This window comes from Pseudoxanthomonas broegbernensis, assembly GCF_014202435.1.
Taxonomy (GTDB): Bacteria; Pseudomonadota; Gammaproteobacteria; order Xanthomonadales; family Xanthomonadaceae; genus Pseudoxanthomonas; species Pseudoxanthomonas broegbernensis.
This window is the reverse complement of record NZ_JACHGU010000001.1, coordinates 297,705-315,943: the sequence shown is the minus strand read 5'-3', so window position 1 is coordinate 315,943 and position 18,239 is coordinate 297,705. Positions and strand designations below refer to the sequence as shown.

General features: G+C 72.3%; 12 protein-coding genes. 7 read left to right on the top strand and 5 right to left on the bottom strand.

Annotated elements, in window-relative coordinates:
* Positions 1–10 precede the first annotated feature (10 nt).
* A complete protein-coding gene (locus tag HNR76_RS01335) occupies positions 11–2,137 on the top strand; it encodes a phosphoglycerol transferase I (RefSeq protein ID WP_221301308.1) in 2,127 nt (708 codons plus the stop codon).
* A gap of 106 nt (positions 2,138–2,243) precedes the next feature.
* A complete protein-coding gene (locus HNR76_RS01330) occupies positions 2,244–3,173 on the top strand; it encodes a DUF3011 domain-containing protein (protein WP_425501802.1) in 930 nt (309 codons plus the stop codon).
* A 242-nt stretch (positions 3,174–3,415) separates the two neighbouring features.
* On the opposite strand, the gene HNR76_RS01325 is transcribed toward HNR76_RS01330, so the two are convergent.
* A complete protein-coding gene (locus tag HNR76_RS01325; RefSeq protein ID WP_162311328.1) occupies positions 3,416–3,748 on the bottom strand; it encodes an FmdB family zinc ribbon protein in 333 nt (110 codons plus the stop codon).
* Between the two features lie 220 nt (positions 3,749–3,968).
* Positions 3,969–5,906: a ribosomal protection-like ABC-F family protein gene (gene abc-f / locus HNR76_RS01320; protein WP_162311329.1), complete on the bottom strand. Its 1,938-nt coding sequence runs from the start codon at positions 5,904–5,906 to the stop codon at positions 3,969–3,971.
* A gap of 213 nt (positions 5,907–6,119) precedes the next feature.
* Here abc-f and HNR76_RS01315 point away from each other — a divergent pair, with 213 nt between their 5' ends.
* From HNR76_RS01315 to HNR76_RS01305, 3 genes are all read left to right on the top strand, one after another.
* Positions 6,120–8,504, top strand: a complete 2,385-nt coding sequence (locus tag HNR76_RS01315; RefSeq protein WP_162311330.1) for a TonB-dependent receptor plug domain-containing protein — start codon at positions 6,120–6,122, stop codon at positions 8,502–8,504.
* A gap of 222 nt (positions 8,505–8,726) precedes the next feature.
* Positions 8,727–10,427, top strand: a complete 1,701-nt coding sequence (gene ybaL, locus HNR76_RS01310) for a YbaL family putative K(+) efflux transporter (RefSeq protein ID WP_162311331.1) — start codon at positions 8,727–8,729, stop codon at positions 10,425–10,427.
* A gap of 194 nt (positions 10,428–10,621) precedes the next feature.
* Positions 10,622–11,833, top strand: a complete 1,212-nt coding sequence (locus HNR76_RS01305; protein ID WP_162311332.1) for an NAD(P)/FAD-dependent oxidoreductase — start codon at positions 10,622–10,624, stop codon at positions 11,831–11,833.
* 46 nt (positions 11,834–11,879) lie between these two features.
* On the opposite strand, the gene HNR76_RS01300 is transcribed toward HNR76_RS01305, so the two are convergent.
* The gene (locus HNR76_RS01300) at positions 11,880–13,166 is read right to left on the bottom strand and encodes an O-acetylhomoserine aminocarboxypropyltransferase/cysteine synthase family protein (protein ID WP_162311333.1); all 1,287 of its coding nucleotides are present in this window, start codon (positions 13,164–13,166) and stop codon (positions 11,880–11,882) included.
* A 188-nt stretch (positions 13,167–13,354) separates the two neighbouring features.
* Positions 13,355–15,940, bottom strand: coding sequence for an ATP-dependent chaperone ClpB (gene clpB, locus HNR76_RS01295; protein ID WP_162311334.1), 2,586 nt, complete (start codon positions 15,938–15,940; stop codon positions 13,355–13,357).
* Positions 15,941–16,065: 125 nt separating this feature from the next.
* Between clpB and HNR76_RS01290 the strand changes: the two genes are divergently transcribed.
* A complete protein-coding gene (locus HNR76_RS01290) occupies positions 16,066–16,368 on the top strand; it encodes a GIY-YIG nuclease family protein (RefSeq protein ID WP_162311335.1) in 303 nt (100 codons plus the stop codon).
* A 378-nt stretch (positions 16,369–16,746) separates the two neighbouring features.
* Here the strand turns inward: HNR76_RS01290 and HNR76_RS01285 are convergent, their stop codons facing one another.
* Positions 16,747–17,277, bottom strand: coding sequence for a DUF4166 domain-containing protein (locus tag HNR76_RS01285; protein ID WP_162311336.1), 531 nt, complete (start codon positions 17,275–17,277; stop codon positions 16,747–16,749).
* A 166-nt stretch (positions 17,278–17,443) separates the two neighbouring features.
* On the opposite strand from HNR76_RS01285, the gene otsB reads away from it, so the two are divergent.
* Positions 17,444–18,226: a trehalose-phosphatase gene (gene otsB / locus HNR76_RS01280; RefSeq protein WP_162311337.1), complete on the top strand. Its 783-nt coding sequence runs from the start codon at positions 17,444–17,446 to the stop codon at positions 18,224–18,226.
* Positions 18,227–18,239: the final 13 nt, after the last annotated feature.

Sequence of the window (18,239 nt, the reverse complement as noted above, 5' to 3'; positions counted from 1 at the left end):
ACGGCACCGCATGAGCGTGCCGGCGTTGGTGCTGGCATCCTGCATCCTGGCCCTGCTGGCGCTGCTGCTGGCCTCCCCGCGCGGGGCATGGGCCAAGGCCGCATCGCTGAGCGGCCTGCTGCTCGCGCTGAGCGCCTGGTGGTTCATCGACCAGCTCAGCGGCGACGGCATCAACTCGGCCACCATCTACCATCTCCACAGCGGGATGGACGGCGCCGGGGTCGGCGACTTCGCCCGCCCGATCCTGGGCCTGGCCGCGCTGGTCCCGCTGGCGCTGGCGCCGCTGCTGCTGGTGCGGGTGCGGCGGCCACGGCCGCGCATCCCTGGCGGCGCGGCAGCGCCCGCGTTCGCGGCGGTGTTCGCCGTGGCGGTGCTGAGCAGCCCGCTGGCCGGCGACGCACTGCGCCTGTACCGCGACTCGCGCCCGGTGGACACCAGCCAGGTCGCCTCCGAGTACGCGGTCCCGGACCGGCCGCTGCGCCAGCGCAAGAACATCGTCTGGATCTACGCCGAAAGCCTGGAACGGACCTACCTGGACGAACGCACCTTCCCCGGCCTGATGCCCGACCTCGCCCGCCTGGCCGGGCAGGCGCTGGACTTCCGCGGCATCGCCTCGGCCGACGGCAGCGGCTGGACCATCGCCGGCCTGGTCTCCTCGCTGTGCGGGGTGCCGCTGACCGCCGCGCGCGGCGACGAGAACAGCATGGGCCGGATGGACCACTTCCTGCCCGGCGCGTTCTGCCTGAGCGACTACCTCAAGCAGCAGGGCTACGCGACGCACTTCAGCGGCGGCGCCAACGCGGCCTTCGCCGCCAAGGACAAGTTCCTGGCCAGCCACGGCTTCGACACGGTCAAGGACCAGCGCCACTTCCGCGACAAGGGCGTGGCCCGCAAGCACTTCTCCAACTGGGGCGTGCACGACGACGTGCTGCTGGACGACGTGTTCGAGGACTTCCTGCGCCTGTCCGCGGCCGGCCAGCCGTTCCTGCTCTCGGCGCTCACCATGGACACCCACCATCCGGCCGGGCACCTGCCGGTGGCCTGCCGCGACGTGCGCTACGACAGCGAGCACGGCGACATCGGCCTGTTGCGCGCGCTGGCGTGCAGCGACCGGCTGATCTCGCGCCTGGTCGACCGGATCCGCGACAGCGAATACGCCGACGACACCTTGATCGTCGTGGCCTCCGACCACCTGGCCATGCCCAACCATCTCAGCCACGTGCTGGCCGGGATGGAGCGCGAGAACCTACTGCTGTTCCTGGGCACCGGCCTGGAACCGCAGCAACTGGCGCGCACCGGCAGCACCCTGGACTCGGGTGCGACCCTGCTGCAGTTGCTGGACCCGGACATCGGCGAACTGGGCTTCGGCCGCTCGCTGCTGGCGCAGGCGCCGCAGCCCAGCGCCAGCGTGGCTGCGCTGACCGGGGACGGCGCGCGCTATCCGCTGTACCTGGGCTTCGCCCGGCAGTTGTGGACCGGCACCGAGACCCGGACCCTGCGCATCGACGACGACCAGGTGGTGACCGGGCTGCAGCGGATCAAGCCGCCGGTGATGCTGGAGTACGACAGCGGCTGGAACATCAAGTCGATCGTGCTGGAGGACGCGCCGCGCCAGTTCGCCGACAGCGACCCGGACAACATCCTGGCCTACATCGACCGCTGCACCGCGTTCGTGGACGACCCTTCCAGCGGCGAGTGGTGCGCGCTGCTGGTGGACCGCCACAACGGCCTGAAGCTGTACCCGGACTGGCAACTGCAGCGCGGCATCCAGGTCGACTCGCCGCTGGAGGCCAGCAGCCAGGCGCGCCCGCGCCCGCGCCGCGCGTTCACCCTCAGCCGCCAGAGCCGGCCGATGGCACCCGGCCAGTACCAGGTTCGGGTCAATACCCGCAGCCTGCCCAACCACTCCTTCTGGCTGGAGGCGGTGTCCGACGACGGCAAGGTGATCCGCGCGCGCGAATGGGTGCAGATCGAACCGGGCGGCAGCGGCGGCCAGATCCGCCTGCCGCTGTGGCTGGATTCGGCCGTGGACCAGTTGGTGATCCGCGCCTGGCTGGACTACGCGGAGGACATCGAGGTCGAGCGCATCGCGCTGGTGCCGCAGAGACGCCCGGCGCGCACGATGGCCGGAGGTTGACGCGCCTTCCCCGTCGCGGTGAGCCGGCATTAAGCCGGTACATGGGTAAATCCGCCCAACCCGCCACGGTATGGCGGCTTGCAGGGGGTTGGTGATGGTTCGTTCCTTGTCCACCGCGTGCCTGGCCCTCGGCCTCGCCCTCTTCGCGGCGCCCTCCGCGCCGGCCGCCGCGCAACCGGCCCGCGCCCACGCACCGGAGAACCTGCGCGCGCTTCCCGCGCCCGAGCGGGCACGGGCGATCGAGCGCGAGTACGCCGAGCAGTCGCGGGGCCGCCGCATTCCCGACGACCAGCTCGAGTTCTACCTGGACCGCGCCGGTTCGGGCTGGGGCATGAGCCGGATCAGGCAGGACATCTCCGCATCGCTGCGCGGCAACGGCGGCGGGCACCGGCCCGGCGCCGGCCAGGGCGGCTGGAACGGCTCCAACTGGAACGGCCAGACCCTGGTGTGCTCCAGCGAGGACCGCCGCCGGCGCGAGTGCCGCACCCCGTTCGGCGGCCGCCCCGTGCTGGTGGAGAACATCTCCGACACGCGCTGCGTGGAGGGCGTGAACTTCGGCGGCGGCGGCGGCACGATGTGGGTCGACCGCGGCTGCCGCGGGCGCTTCGCCCAGGGCCGTGGCGGCACGAGCGAAGCGCGCACCGTGCGCTGCGAGAGCCAGGACAACCGCGACCGCACCTGCCCGGCCGGTTTCGGCAACCCGGCGGTGCTGGTCCGGCAGTTGTCCAAGGCCGCCTGCATCCAGGGCCGCACCTGGGGCCAGCGCGGCAGCTCGATCTGGGTGTCCGGCGGCTGCCGGGGCGAGTTCGCCGAGGACCGCCGCGGCGGTGGCCGCGGCGACAGCGGCTACACCCTCGTCTGCAGCAGCGAGGACAACCGCGCGCGCACCTGCACCTGGGAGCGGCGCCGCGGACGCCCGGTGCTGGTCGAACAGATCTCCAAGACCCGCTGCCAGGAAGGCCGCAACTGGGGCTGGGACGGCAACGGCACGATCTGGGTCAACGGCGGCTGCCGGGCGCGCTTCGGCGCGCGCTGATCCGAAGGCCGCGCCGGCGACCGCGGGCGATCCGGGCAGCGGCCATGGCTACGGTCGCACGTGTCCAGGCCGCGCCGGCACCCGTGGGCGACCGTCCTGTGGCGGCTGAACGCTCCTCGGGTCGCCGCCATCGCGGCGGCGCGGCGGCGCGGCGGCGCGCGCGGTCCGGGCCCGGAACAGCCCGCGGCGGCCTGGCGATTCCGGCCGTCGCGGGCGATGTGGTGCGGCCGGCTCCGGGCCGATCAGTTGTCGCTGGCGGGCGTGGCCGGCTTGGACACGGGCGCCGGGGCGCTGTCGGGCTTGACGGCCGCGGCGGGGGCGTCCGGCGTGGAAGCGGCGGCGGGCTTGGCCCCTTCGCCGCCATCGGCCAGGTTGCGCTTCTTGTCGCCGTCCTTCTTGAAGTCGGTCTCGTACCAGCCGCTGCCGGCCAGGCGGAACGAGGGCGCGGTCAGTTGCCGGCGGATGCCGCCGGCGGCGGCGCAGGCCGGGCAGGTCTCGGGATCGGCGTCGGAAAGTTTCTGCAGGCGGTCGAAGGCATGGCCGCACAGGGTGCATTGGAAAGCGTAGATCGGCATGGCAACGGGAAGTCGAGGGGGTTGGTACGGCCGGCGAGCGCCGGCAACGAGGGATTCTAGGTTCTTCGCCCCGAGAAAGGGAGCAAGCACTGGTTCGGCCGGCGCTGGCCTGCGGGCGGGTTGGCCGTTTCGTGGCTTCGGGGCGGTGTCGCCGACCGAAGTCGGCTCCTACGAATGGCGGCGGCGAATCCCGACACCCCTGGTGCCGGCGGTGCGCGGGTCAGCCGGCGCTTTCCAGCAATTCCAGCCAGGCCTGCTCGGCCTGCTCCAGGTGCTGGGCGGCGGTCTCGCGCTCGCGTCCCAGCACCGTGACCCGCGCCGGGTCGGACAGTTGCGATGGATCGGCCAGTTGCCGGTCCAGGTCGGCGATCCGGCTCTCCAGCTCGGTCACCCGCTTCTCGGCGGCGGCCAGCTTGACCGGGTTGGCCGGTTTCCTCGCCACGGCCGGTGTCGCCGGCGCGGGCACGGGCACGGCCTCGGCCATGCGCTGGCGGGTGCCCTGCGCGGCCGGGCGGGTGCGCAGCCAGGCCGCATAGTCGTCCAGGTCGCCGGAGAACGGCTCCACCGCGCCGTCGGCCACGCGCCAGAAGGTGTCGCAGACCAGGCCGATCAGGTGCCGGTCGTGGCTGACCATGACGATGGCGCCGTCGAAGTCGCTCAGCGCCTCGGCCAGCGCCTCGCGCATCTCCAGGTCCAGGTGGTTGGTCGGCTCGTCCAGCAGCAGCACGTTGGGCTGCTGCCAGGCGATCAGCGCCAGCGCCAGGCGCGCGCGCTCGCCGCCGGAGAAGCCGTCCACGGTCTCGAAGGCGCGGTCGCCGGGGAAGTTCCACTTGCCGAGGAAGTCGCGGAAGGCCTGGGTCGGCGTGTCCGGCGAAAGGTCGCGGAAATGGTCGATGGGCGACTGGCCCTCGTGCAGCGACTCCACCGTGTGCTGGGCGAAGTAGCCGATGCGCAGGTCCGGGTGCGCGCCGCGCTCGCCGGCCAGCGGCGGCAGCTCGCCGACCAGGGTGCGCACCAGGGTGGTCTTGCCCGCGCCGTTGGGGCCGAGCAGGCCGATGCGGTCGCCGGCCTCCAGGCCGAAGCCGATCTCCCGGAGGACGAGGACGTGGCGCTCGCCCGATGCCGGTTCTCGCGCCGGCGCGAGGCCCTCGCGCTGCGCGGGGTCCGCATCGCCGGGCCGCGAATGCAGCGGATAACCGCAGTCCACTTCGTTCAAGCGGATCAGCGAGTGCGGCAGCTTCGACGGAGGGGCGAACTCGATCCGGAACTCGCGCTCGGCGCGCACCGCCTCGGTGCCGGCCAGCTTGGACAGGCGCTTCATCCGGCTCTGCGCCTGCTTGGCCTTGGAGGCCTTGGCCTTGAAGCGGTCGATGAAGCTCTGCAGGTGGGCGCGCTCGGCCTGCTCCTTCTCGTGCGCGATCTGCTGCTGGCGCAACTGCTCGGCGCGCTGGCGCTCGAAGTCGGTGTAGCCGCCCACGTACAGCTTCGCCCCGCCACCGTGCAGGTGCAGGGTGTGGGTGGCGACGTTGTCCAGGAACTCGCGGTCGTGGGAGATCAGCAGCAGGGTGCCGGGGTACTTGAGCAGCCACTGCTCCAGCCAGTAGACCGCATCCAGGTCCAGGTGGTTGGTCGGCTCGTCCAGCAGCAAAAGGTCGCTGGGCATCATCAGCGCGCGGGCCAGGTTCAGGCGCACGCGCCAGCCACCGGAGAACGAGGCCACCGGCCGGCGGTGGGTGTCGGCCGGGAAGCCGAGGCCGTGCAGCAGGCGGCCGGCGCGGGCCTCGGCGTCGTAGCCGTTGAGCTCGGCCAGCTTCTGGTGCGCGGCGGCCACCGCCTCCCAGTCCTCGCGCGCATTGGCCGCGGCCTCCTCGCGCAGCACGGCGGCGATCACCGCGTCGCCGCCGAGCACGAAATCGATGGCCGGGTCCGGCAGCGACGGGGTCTCCTGGGCGACCGAGGCGATGCGCACCTTGCCGGGCAGGTCGACGTCGCCCTTGTCCGCCTCCAGCTCGCCGCGGATGGCGGCGAACAGGCTGGACTTGCCGGTGCCGTTGCGGCCGACCACGCCCACCCGGTAGCCGGCGTGGAGGGCCAGGTCGACGTTGGACAGCAGCAGGCGTTCGCCGCGGCGCAGGGCGAAATTGCGCAAGGAAATCATGGGAAAGGGCTACAGGCGGCGAGGCTTATGAAGAAACGGGAATCAGCAGATGCCGATGAATACTGCGACATTCCTTCTATTTTAACGAATACTTGACATTGCGCACGGGGTCGGCGTACACGAAAACCCCGGCGCCTCCCGCCGCATCGGCGGGCGTCACCGCATCCCTGCATCCCCGCATCCGCATCACCGCACCACTTCGGAGTCCCCCCCATGCCCCTGAAGCCCTCCCTGCTCGCCGCCGCCGTCGCCACCCTGCTCGCCCCGTCCGCCTGGGCGCAGGCCCAGGACGCGGCCCGCCCGACCACCGTGCTCGACACCCTGATCGTCACCGGCACCCGCATCGCCGACCGCACCGTGGCCGAGTCGCAGTCGCCGATCGACATCATCACCGCCGAGTCGCTGCAGGCCACCGGCGCCGGCGAGCTGGCCACCGCCCTGGCCCGCGCCCTGCCCTCGCTCAACTTCCCGCGCCCGGCGCTGACCGACGGCACCAGCGGCGTGCGCCCGGCGCAGTTGCGCGGCCTGGCCCCGGACCAGGTGCTGATCCTGGTCAACGGCAAGCGCCGGCACCTGTCGGGCCTGCTCAACATCAACGGCAGCATGGGCCGCGGCTCCTCGGCGGTGGACCTCAACGCGATCCCGGTCTCGGCCATCGAGCGGGTGGAAGTGCTGCGCGACGGCGCCTCGGCCCAGTACGGCTCGGACGCCATCGCCGGCGTGGTCAACATCGTGCTCAAGGGCGCCGGCGAAGGCGGCAGCCTGGCCGTGGACCACGGCCGCCATTCCAAGGGCGACGGCGCCCGCTACCAGCTTTCCGGCGACACCGGGCTGGGCTTCGCCGACGGCCGCGGCCGGCTGCACCTGGCCGGCCAGCTCAGCCAACAGGACGAGACCAACCGCAGCGGCCCCTACCAGGGCACCGCACCGCACACCGGCAACTTCCCCGGCGTGGGCGAGACCGCGTTCATCATCGGCGACCCGCAGGCGCAGACCGCGGCGGTGGCGGCCAACGGCAGCTTCGATTTCAGCGACAGCGTCAGCGGCTACGCCAGCGCCATCGCCAGCAACCGCGACATCACCTCCTTCGCCTTCTACCGCTCGCGCACCCATGGCGGCGAGGGCGCGCTGCTGGCGCAGGTCTACCCCGATGGCTACGTACCGGAGATCAACCAGTACCTCAAGGACCGCTCGCTGGTCGCCGGCGTCAAGGGCGGTACCGACGGCGGCTTCAACTGGGACGTCAGCTACAACTACGGCTACGACCTGATCGACTTCCACACCCGCAACACCATCAACTACTCGCTGGGCACCGCCAGCCCGAGCAGCTTCTACGACGGCGCGCTGGAATACACCCACAACATCCTCAACGCCGACTTCACCCAGTCGCTGGACTGGGGCCTGGCCTACCCGGTGACGCTGTCCTTCGGCGCCGAGTACCGCGAGGAGAAGTGGAACCAGTCGCCGGGCGAGCCGGGCTCCTACGAGGACGGCGGCGCGCAGGGCTTCCCGGGCTTCACCCCGGTCAATGCGGTGCACGCCAAGCGCCACAACTGGGCCGCCTACGCGGGCCTGGAGGGCGACTTCACCGAGAACTTCTCCGCCGGCCTCGCCGCCCGCTACGAGGACTTCTCCGACTTCGGCAGCGAGACCTCGGGCAAGCTTTCGGCGCGCTACGCCTTCAGCGACGCGGTGGCCCTGCGCGGCACCGTGTCCACCGGCTTCCGCGCCCCGTCGCTGGCCCAGCAGGGCTACCAGGCGGTGTCGAGCATCATCGACGCGGGCGTGTTCACCGAGCGCGGCACGTTCCCGGCCAGCAGCGCCGCCGCCCAGGCCCTGGGCGCGCAGCCGCTGCAGGCCGAGACCTCCACCTCGTACAGCCTGGGCCTGGTGCTGCAGCCCACCGACCGGCTGTACGTCACCGTGGACGCCTTCCGGATCAAGATCGACGACCGCATCGTCTACTCCTCCAACATCACCGCCACGCCCGCCGCGCGCGCGCTGCTGACCGGCCTGGGCCTGTCGCCGGTGGACCGCTTCGCCTACTTCACCAACGCCCTGGACACCACCACCGAGGGCGTGGACGTGGTGGCCACCTACACCGTGCCGCTGGCCGCCAGTTCGCTGGCCCTGACCGCCAGCTACAGCTACAACGATACCGAGATCACCCGCGCGGCCGACTCGCCGGCGGTGTTCGCCGACCTGGGCATCACCACCTCGCTGATCGGGCGCGACGAACTGGGCCGCATCGAGGAGAGCTTTCCCAAGGACAAGGGCATCCTCGGCGCCGCCTGGACCTCGGACCGCTGGACCCTGGGCGTGAACGCCACCCGCTACGGCGACTTCACCGTGCGCAACGCCGCCGGCACCGCGCGCGACCAGCGCTACGGCGAGCAGTGGGTGGTGGACGTGTCGGCCAGCTTCCGCCCGAGCGCGGCCTGGACCGTGACCCTGGGCGCGGACAACGTGACCGACAGCTACCCCGACCGCCAGGTCAACGAGCTCAACAGCACCTACGGCGTATTCCCGTACAGCAACTACTCGCCGGCCGGCTTCAACGGCGCGTACGTGTACGGCCGCATCGCCTACCGCTGGTAAGCGCACCGGCGTCCCGCATCGGCGGGGCGCCGTTTCCCCTGGCCGGCCGCGGCGATGTTCGCGCCCGGCCCGGCATGCGGGCCGGCGGGTGCCGCCGCACGGGCGCGATCCGCGCCGCCACGGGCCAGCCGGGCCGGGAATGGCGGCCGTCCCGTTTGCCGTCGCCCCGGTCGATCGGCGAAACTCCCTACCCGAGCGCACCGCGCACGCCTCTGCCCCCCGATGCACCACGACACCAGCCTGATCGACATCGTCGCGGTCGGTCTCGCCCTTGCCTTCGTGCTGGGCGCCATCGCCAACCGCCTGCGCCTGTCGCCGCTGGTGGGCTACCTGCTCGCGGGCATCTGCGTGGGCCCGTTCACCCCCGGCTTCGTCGCCGACCAGGAGATCGCCCACCAGTTGGCCGAGATCGGGGTGATGCTGCTGATGTTCGGCGTGGGCCTGCACTTCTCGATCAAGGACCTGCTGGCGGTGAAGACCATCGCCATCCCCGGCGCGGTCGGCCAGACCCTCGTGGCCACCGTGCTGGGCTGGGGCGTGGCCTCGCTGATGGGCTGGCCGGCGCTGCACGGGGTGATCTTCGGCTTCTCGCTGGCCACCGCCTCCACCGTGGTCCTGCTGCGGGCGATGGAGGAACGCCGCCTGCTGGACACCACGCGCGGCAAGATCGCGGTGGGCTGGCTGATCGTGGAGGACCTGGCCTGCGTGCTGGCGCTGGTGATGATGCCGGTGATCGCCGGGGTGTTCGGCCCCGAGGCCGGCAGGCAGCCCAGCCTCGGCAGCGTGCTGGCCTCCATCGGCTGGACCTTCGTGCAACTGGGCCTGTTCGTGGCGGTGATGCTGGTGGTCGGCCGGCGGGTGATCCCGTGGGTGCTGGAGAAGATCGCCGCCACCGGCTCGCGCGAGCTGTTCACCCTGTCGGTGCTGGCCATCGCCCTGGGCGTGGCGTTCGGCGCGGCCTACCTGTTCGGGGTGTCGTTCGCGCTGGGCGCGTTCTTCGCCGGGATGATGCTCAACGAGTCCGAGCTGAGCCAGAAGGCGGCGCACGACTCGCTGCCGCTGCGCGACGCCTTCGCGGTGCTGTTTTTCGTCTCGGTGGGCATGCTGTTCGATCCGGCGATCCTGGTGCAGCACCCGTGGCAGGTACTGGCGACGGTGCTGATCATCATCTTCGGCAAGTCGGCGGCGGCGTTCTTCATCGTGCGCGCCTTCGGCCACTCCAAGGGCACGGCGCTGACCATCTCCGCCTCGCTGGCGCAGATCGGCGAGTTCGCCTTCATCATCGCCGGGCTGGGCGTGTCGCTGAAGATCCTGCCGCTCACCGCGCAGTCGCTGGTGCTGGCCGGCGCGCTGATCTCGATCATGCTCAACCCGTTCGTGTTCGGCCTGCTGGACCGCTGGGTACTGCGCCATCCCGAGGCCCTGCCCGCCAAGGCCGAGCCGGAAGTGCCGCCCGGGCCGCCGCTGGACCTGCACGACCATGCCATCGTCATCGGCTACGGCCGGGTCGGCAGCACCCTGGCCGCGATCCTGCGCGAACGCGGCGTGCCGGTGCTGGTGATCGACGACAACAAGGAACACGTGGAGCGCGCGCACCGCGCAGGCATCCCCGCCATCCGCGGCAGCGCCGCCGCCGACCGGGTGCTGGCCGAGGCCCACCCGGAACGCGCCAAGATCGCGGTCCTGGCGATCCCGCAGCCGCTGGAGGCGGGCGAGGCGCTGGCCAAGCTGCGCGCGATCAACCCGGGGCTGACCCTGCTGGCGCGCGCGCACAGCGACACCGAGGTCAGGCACCTGCTGGCGCACGGCGCCGACGGCGCGGTGATGGCCGAGCGCGAGCTGGCCCACTCGCTGGCCGAGATGATCATGGCCACCCCGCCGTTCCGCTACATCGGCCGCGAAACCGCGCTGCCTCCGGTCTGACCCCCGGGCCGCGGCCGCCGGCGCACCGGTCGCTTCCCGGCGCCGCCCGCCCGGCCCCGGGAACGCGGCCCGCCTCGCCCCCTGCAGGCGCCGGCTTCGGTCCGCGTTCCCGGCACCGGCGGACCGGCAGCCGCGCCCCGCACGCCGCGCCCGATCTTCACGACACCATGCGCCGGCGCGGGCTTGACTGCGACATGGACCTCAAGAGCGGATATCCCTTCTGGGCGATCAGGAACGGGCTGGCGCGCCCGCGGCCGGCACTGGACGCCGACCTGGACTGCGACGTGGCCGTGGTCGGCGGCGGCATCACCGGCGCGCTGATCGCCGACGAACTGGCCCGGCACGGGCACGCAGTGGCGGTGCTGGAGAAGCGCGACCTCGGCTGGGGCAGCACCAGCGCCAGCACCGCGCTGCTGCAGTACGAGATCGACACCCACCTGGTCGACCTGGCCCGGCGCTACGGCCAGGCCGATGCGGTGCTGGCCTACCGTGCCTGCGTGGACGCCATCGACTGGCTGCACGAACGCGCCGCCGGCCTGGGCCGGGTTCCCTTCTCCCCCTGCCGCAGCCTCTACTACGCCAGCCGGCGCCGGCACGTGCGCGGCCTGCGCGAGGAGTTCGCCGCGCGCCTGCGCCACGGCATCGAGGTGGAGTGGTGGGAGGCCGGCGACATCCAGGCCGCCTACGGCTTCCGCGCGCCGGCGGCGATCCTCAGCCGGCAGGCCGCCCAGGTCGACCCCTATCGCATGACCCTGGCCTTGCTGCAGCGGCTGGCGCGCGGCGGCACGCCCGTGCACGACCACGAGGAGATCGCCGAGTTGCGGGCGACCTCGCGGCGGGCGGTGCTGCGCACGGTGTCCGGCTTCCGGGTGCGGGCCGGGCACGTGGTGCTGGCCTGCGGCTACGAGAGCCAGCGCTGGCTGCGCAAGCGCGTGGCCCGCAACCGCAGCAGCTATGCCTTCGTCAGCGACCCGCTGCCGCCGCAAGCGCTGGGCGGGCTCGTGGACAGCCTGGTCTGGGAAACGGCCCGCCCCTACCTGTACCTGCGCACCACCCCCGACCATCGCCTGCTGGTGGGGGGCCAGGACGATGCCGTCGACCTGCCGGCCCGGCGCGACGCGCGGGTGATGGCCAAGGCCCGGAAGCTGGCCGCCCGCGCGCAGGAGCTGTTCCCGCACCTGCCGCTGCGGCCGGCCTTCGCCTGGGCCGGCACCTTCGCCGAGACCGAGGACGGCCTGCCCTGGTTCGGCACGCACCCGCAGTGGGGACCGCGGGTGCTGTTCGCGATGGCCTACGGCGGCAACGGCATCACCTACTCCGCGCTGGGCGCCGGGTTGCTGCGCGCCACCCTCGAACGGCGGCCGCACCCGCTCAAGGCGCTGTTCTCCTTCGGGCGCGGCCGCTGAGGCGACGCCGCGGCGGCGGCCGCCCGCGGCCCAACGCGGCGCCGGGTCAGACCGCAGCCAGCGCCTGCTCCAGGTCGGCCAGCAGGTCGTCCACGTGCTCGATGCCGATGCACAGGCGCACGGTGTCCTCGCTGACGCCGGCCTTCTCCATCTCCTCGGGCGAGAGCTGGCGGTGGGTGGTGGAGGCCGGGTGGGTGGCCAGCGACTTGGCGTCGCCGATGTTGACCAGGCGGGTGAACAACTGCAGCGCGTCGAGGAACTTCGCCCCCGCCTCGCGTCCGCCCGGCAGGCCGAAAGTGAACAGCCCGGAGGCGCCCTTGGGCAGGTACTTGCGCACCAGCGCGTGCTCGGGATGGTCGTCCAGGCCGGCGTAGTTCACCCATGCCACCTTCGGGTGCTTCTGCAGGTGCCTGGCGATGGCCAGGGTGTTCTGGTTGATCCGGTCCATGCGCAGGGCCAGGGTCTCGATGCCCTGCAGGATCAGGAAGGCGTTGAACGGCGACAGCGCCGCGCCGGTGTTGCGCAGCGGCACCACCCGCGCGCGGCCGATGTAGGCGGCCGGGCCCAGCGCCTCGGTGTAGACCACGCCGTGGTAGCTCACGTCCGGCTCGTTGAGGCGGCGGAAGCGCGCCTTGTGCTCGGCCCACGGGAACCTGCCGGAATCGACGATCGCCCCGCCGATGCTGTTGCCGTGCCCGCCCAGGTACTTGGTCAGCGAGTGCACCACGATGTCGGCGCCGAAGTCGATCGGCCGCAGCAGGTAGGGCGAGGCCACGGTGTTGTCCACGATCAGCGGCACGCCGTGGGCATGGGCGACCTTGGCCACCGCCTCGATGTCGGTGACGTTGCCGCGCGGGTTGCCGATGGACTCGACGAACACCGCCTTGGTGCGGTCGTCGATGAGCCGGGCGAAGGCGTCCGGGTCGCGGTAGTCGGCCAGGCGCGCCTGGATGCCGAACTGCGGCAGGGTATGGGCGAACAGGTTGTAGGTGCCGCCGTACAGTGCGCTGGAGGAGACGATGTTGTCGCCGGCCTCGGCGATGGTCTGGATGGCGTAGGTGACCGCCGCCTGCCCGGAGGCCAGCGCCAGCGCGGCGATGCCGCCCTCCAGCGCCGCCACCCGCTTCTCCAGCACGTCGGTGGTGGGGTTCATGATCCGGGTGTAGATGTTGCCCGGCACCTTCAGGTCGAACAGGTCCGCGCCGTGCTGGGTGTTGTCGAAGGCGTAGGCGACGGTCTGGTAGATCGGCACGGCCACCGAGCGGGTGGTCGGGTCGGGGCTGTAGCCGCCGTGGACGGCGATGGTTTCGGGCTTCCAGTTCTGTTCGGTCATGGCGATGCACTCGGTGTGACGGCATCGGTCACGATAGCCCAGCGCCCGCCCGCGGGCATGTACGCTTTCAGTTGTTACGGAGTGCGGGGCGGCATGTCGTCATCGCGCGCGGGCATGAGCCGGCGCGGCGGCCGGGCGGATGCGCCGCGCCGGCGGCGCCCTCCCCGGCCATGCGCCGGGAACCGCCCTTACTCCTTGGCGAACACCAGCCTCCCGCCTTCGGCATCGACCCGGACCGTGTCGCCGTTGCCGAATTCGCCGGCCAGGATCTTCTGCGCCAGCGGGTTCTCGACCTGGGCCTGGATCGCGCGCTTGAGCGGGCGCGCGCCGTACACCGGGTCGAAGCCGGCGTCGCCCAGCAGCTCGAACGCCGGCTCGGAGAGATCCAGCTTCAGCCCGCGCTCGGCCAGCCGCTTCTCCAGCCCGCGCAACTGGATCCGCGCGATCGACCTGATCTGCCGCTTGTCCAGCGCATGGAACACGACGATGTCGTCCAGCCGGTTGATGAACTCCGGGCGGAAGTGCGCCTGCACCACGCCCATCACCGCCGCCTTCATCTGCGTGTAGGCCTCGGCCGAGCCGTCGCCGCTCAGCTCCTGGATCTGGTGCGAGCCCAGGTTGGAGGTCATCACGATGACGGTGTTGCGGAAGTCCACGGTGCGGCCCTGGCCGTCGGTGAGGCGGCCGTCGTCCAGCACCTGCAGCAGGATGTTGAACACGTCCGGGTGCGCCTTCTCCACCTCGTCCAGCAGGATCAGCGAGTACGGCCGGCGGCGCACCGCCTCGGTCAGGTAGCCGCCCTCCTCGTAGCCCACGTAGCCGGGCGGCGCGCCGATCAGGCGGGCCACCGAGTGCTTCTCCATGAACTCGCTCATGTCGATGCGCACCATCGCCTCGTCGCTGTCGAACAGGAACCCGGCCAGCGCCTTGCACAGCTCGGTCTTGCCCACGCCGGTGGGGCCCAGGAACAGGAACGAGCCGATCGGCCGGTTCGGGTCGGACAGGCCGGCGCGCGAGCGCCGCACCGCGTCGGACACCACCCGGATCGCCTCCTCCTGGCCGACCACGCGGGCGCCCAGCTCGGCTTCCATGCGCAGCAGCTTGTCGCGCTCGCCTTCCAGCATCCGGTTGACCGGGATGCCGGTCCAGCGCGAGACCACCTGGGCGATCTCCTCGTCGGTCACCCGGTCCTGGACCAGCCTGAACTCCTTCTGCTCGGCCTCCTGCGCGGCGGCAAGCTGCTTCTCCAGCGCCGGCAGGGTGGCGTACTGGATCTCGCCCATGCGGGTGTAGTCCTGCCGCCGCTGCGCGGCCTCCAGCTCCAGCCGGGCCTGCTCGATCTGCTCCTTGATCCGGGTGGCGCCCTGCAGCGCGGCCTTCTCCGACTTCCACACCTCGTCCAGGTCGGAGAACTCGCGCCCGAGCTTGTCGATGTCGGCCTCCAGGTCGGCCAGGCGCTGCTTGCTCGCCTCGTCCTTCTCCTTCTTCAGCATCTCGCGCTGGATCTTGAGCTGGACCAGTCGGCGCTCCAGGCGGTCCAGTTCCTCCGGCTTGGAGTCGATCTCCATGCGGATGCGGCTGGCGGCCTCGTCCATCAGGTCGATGGCCTTGTCCGGCAACTGGCGGTCGGCGATGTAGCGGTTGGACAGGGTGGCGGCGGCGACGATGGCCGGGTCGGTGATCTCCACGCCGTGGTGCATGGCGTAGCGCTCCTTGAGCCCGCGCAGGATGGCGATGGTGTCCTCCACGCTGGGCTCGCCCACGAACACCTTCTGGAAGCGGCGCTCCAGCGCGGCATCCTTCTCGATGTACTGGCGGTACTCGTCCAGGGTGGTGGCGCCGATGCAGTGCAGCTCGCCGCGGGCCAGCGCCGGCTTGAGCATGTTGCCCGCGTCCATGGCGCCGTCGGCCTTGCCCGCGCCGACCACGGTGTGCAGTTCGTCGATGAACAGGATGATCTGGCCCTCGTTCTTGGCCAGGTCGTTGAGCACGCCCTTCAGGCGCTCCTCGAACTCGCCGCGGAACTTGGCCCCGGCGATCAGCGCGCCCATGTCCAGCGACAGCACGCGCTTGCCGCGCAGGCCCTCGGGCACCTCGCCGTTGACGATGCGCTGGGCCAGGCCTTCCACAATGGCGGTCTTGCCCACGCCCGGCTCGCCGATCAGCACCGGGTTGTTCTTGGTCCGCCGCTGCAGCACCTGGATGGTGCGGCGGATCTCCTCGTCGCGGCCGATCACCGGGTCCAGCTTGCCGGACTCGGCGCGCTCGGTGAGGTCGATGGTGTACTTCTCCAGCGCCTGGCGCTGGTCCTCGGCGTTCTCCGACTGCACGCTCTCGCCGCCGCGGATCTTCCCGATCGCCGCTTCCACCTTCGCCTTGGCCGCCCCGGCCGCCTTGAGTGCCTGGCCGGCGGCGCCGCCGTCCTCCAGCGCGGCCAGCACGAACCATTCGCTGGCGATGAACTGGTCGCCATGCTGCTGGGCCAGCCTGTCGGTGAGGTTGAGCAGGCGGGTCAGGTCGTTGCCGACCGACAGGTTGCCGGCCTGGCCGGAGACCTTCGGCAGCGCTTCCAGCGCCTCGCCCAGGCGTTCGCGCAGCAGCGGCACGTTGACCCCGGCCTGGGCCAGCAGCGGGCGGGTGCTGCCGCCGGACTGGTCCAGCAGCGCAGCCAGCACGTGCACCGGCTCGAGCAGGTTGTGGTCGCGGCCCACGGCCAGCGACTGCGCGTCGGCCAGCGCCTGCTGGAAACGCGAGGTGAGCTTGTCCATCCGCATCGGGAATCTCCCAGTGGAAACCGCGGCCGGCGGCGCCGGCGATGCTATCCAGATGCGGCTGCCCCCCTCCGTTTCAAGGGCGCCGCGGCCCCCGGTTCATGCCGCCACCGGGAGATAATGCCGCCATGCCCGCCGCCTCCGCGCCCTGGTACCTGTACCTGCTGCTGTGCCGCAACGGCGCCTACTACGCCGGGATCAGCAACGACGTGGAGGCGCGCTACCGTGCGCACGCGGCCGGCAAGGGCGCCCGCTACACCCGCGCCAACCCGCCGCTGCGCCTGCTGGGCAGCCGCCGCTTCGCCGACCGCGCGGCCGCCGCGCGGGCCGAATGGGCGATCCGGCAACTGCCGCGGGAGCGCAAGCTGGCCTTCCTGCTGGACGAGGAGGCCGGGGGCGATCCCGCGCGCGCCGCCACGCCGGTGGCGTAACGGCGCGGCCGGCGTGCACGGCGGCTGCCCGGCCGGCGCAGGGCGTCGCGCTGGATGTCGGCGGCTTCGGCCGGTGCGGCCGATTCGGCGCAGCTCGCTGCCCCCACAGCGCGGCGCTGTACCAGGTGATGCCGCTGCCCTCGCCCAGGCGTTGCCGCCGCCACTGGAACGGTGGAACGCGCGCTCGGCCTCGGCATGGTGCCCGCTGGCCCGCGGCCGGAGCCCATGGTGATCGCCGGCACGGGACGCCCCGCTGGCGCTGGCCGTCCTGCATCGGCGCCGGCCATGGCCGGCAAGGCGGCGCAGCCCGGATGCCGCTGCGCCGGTGCCGCCTCCGCGGCCGAGCGCACGATCTGCACCCCGCTCCACCGGCGCGGTTCAGGCCGGCTGCAGCCAGCCTTCGTAGCGGATCAGCAGGCCGAGCAGCGGCAGCGTCGCCTCGACCAGGAACTGGTAGCGGCCCTCGTGCACGCGCTCGCGGCAGCGCACCTGCGCGAACAGCCGCGCCGGCAGCGGCACGATGCCGAACAGGCGCGCGCCGACCGCGTTCCAGTACACCGCGCCGCCGGCGGTGTGCAGGGCGAAGCGGAACTGCAGCGGCCCCAGCCGCTCGACCAGCAGGCCGTCGCGGCAACGCAGCCGCGAGGCCATGGGATGCCCGCCGAAGTCGCGGCGCCAGGTCTCCGCGTCCGCGCCGGCGGTGAACTCCACCCGCAGCGGGGCGTCGCGCATCGCCGGCGGCAGCCCGGCCACGGCCGCGCACAGCCGCGCCAGTGCGTTGGTCCCGCGCTGGATGTCCACGCGTCCGGCATAGGTGCCGCGCCCGCGGATCGAGTGCAGCGCGCGCACCGCGTCGGGCAAGGTGAAGAACGGCGCGCGCAGCACCTGCTGGAACACGGTCGGATACATGGGTCTGGCGGGTACGAAGATGGCATGAAGCATAGCGCCGCGGGCCGTTCCGGCGCGCTCCCGCATACCGCGCGGCTATCCGCCGGACCCGGTGGCGGAGGCCGCGGCGCGGCCGGGCGCGCATCCACAACCTGACCCTCACGCCGCATTCGTGCAGAATGGAGGCATGGCCGACGCGATTCCCCACCGCCCGTCGCCACCGCCGCTCGACGACGCCTGCGCGCTGTTCCTCGACGTGGATGGCACCTTGATCGACTTCGCTCCCGATCCCGCCAGCGTGCGCTTGCTGCCGCAGGTGCGCGAGGCCATCGGCCGGATAAGCGACCGCCTCGGCGGCGCCGTGGCCCTGGTCAGCGGCCGCCCGCTGCTGCAACTGGACGCCCTGTTCGCGCCGCTGCGGCTGCCCGCCGCCGGCCTGCACGGCCACCAGCTCCGCGCCGGTGCGCAAGCCGAGGCCGGCGCGCCGGCGCTCGACGCCGCCTCCCGTCTCCTCCACGAACTGCACCGCCAGGCCGCGCAACTGGCCGCCGCCCATCCCGGCGTCCTGGTGGAGGACAAGGGCGTGAGCCTGGCGCTGCACTGGCGCACCGCGCCGCAAGCAGCCGAACGGGTGACCGGCTTCGCCCGCGAGCGCATCGCCTCGCTGCCCGGCTACCGGCTGCAGCCCGGCGACCATGTGATCGAGTTCGTGCCCGAGGGCGCCGACAAGGGCCGCGCGCTGGAGCGGATGATGGCGCGCGCCCCGTTCGCCGGACGCGTGCCGGTATTCGTCGGCGACGACCTCACCGACGAGTTCGGCTTCGCCGCGGCGCATCGCGCCGGAGGCTGGAGCGTGCTGGTCGGCGAGCGCGCCGGCAGCATCGCCACCCACGCGCTGCCCGGCACCGGCGCCGTGCACGCCTGGCTGGCCGCCAATGCCGTGCGGGAAGAGGAAGCCACCACGCGGTAGCGCCCGCGCGCCG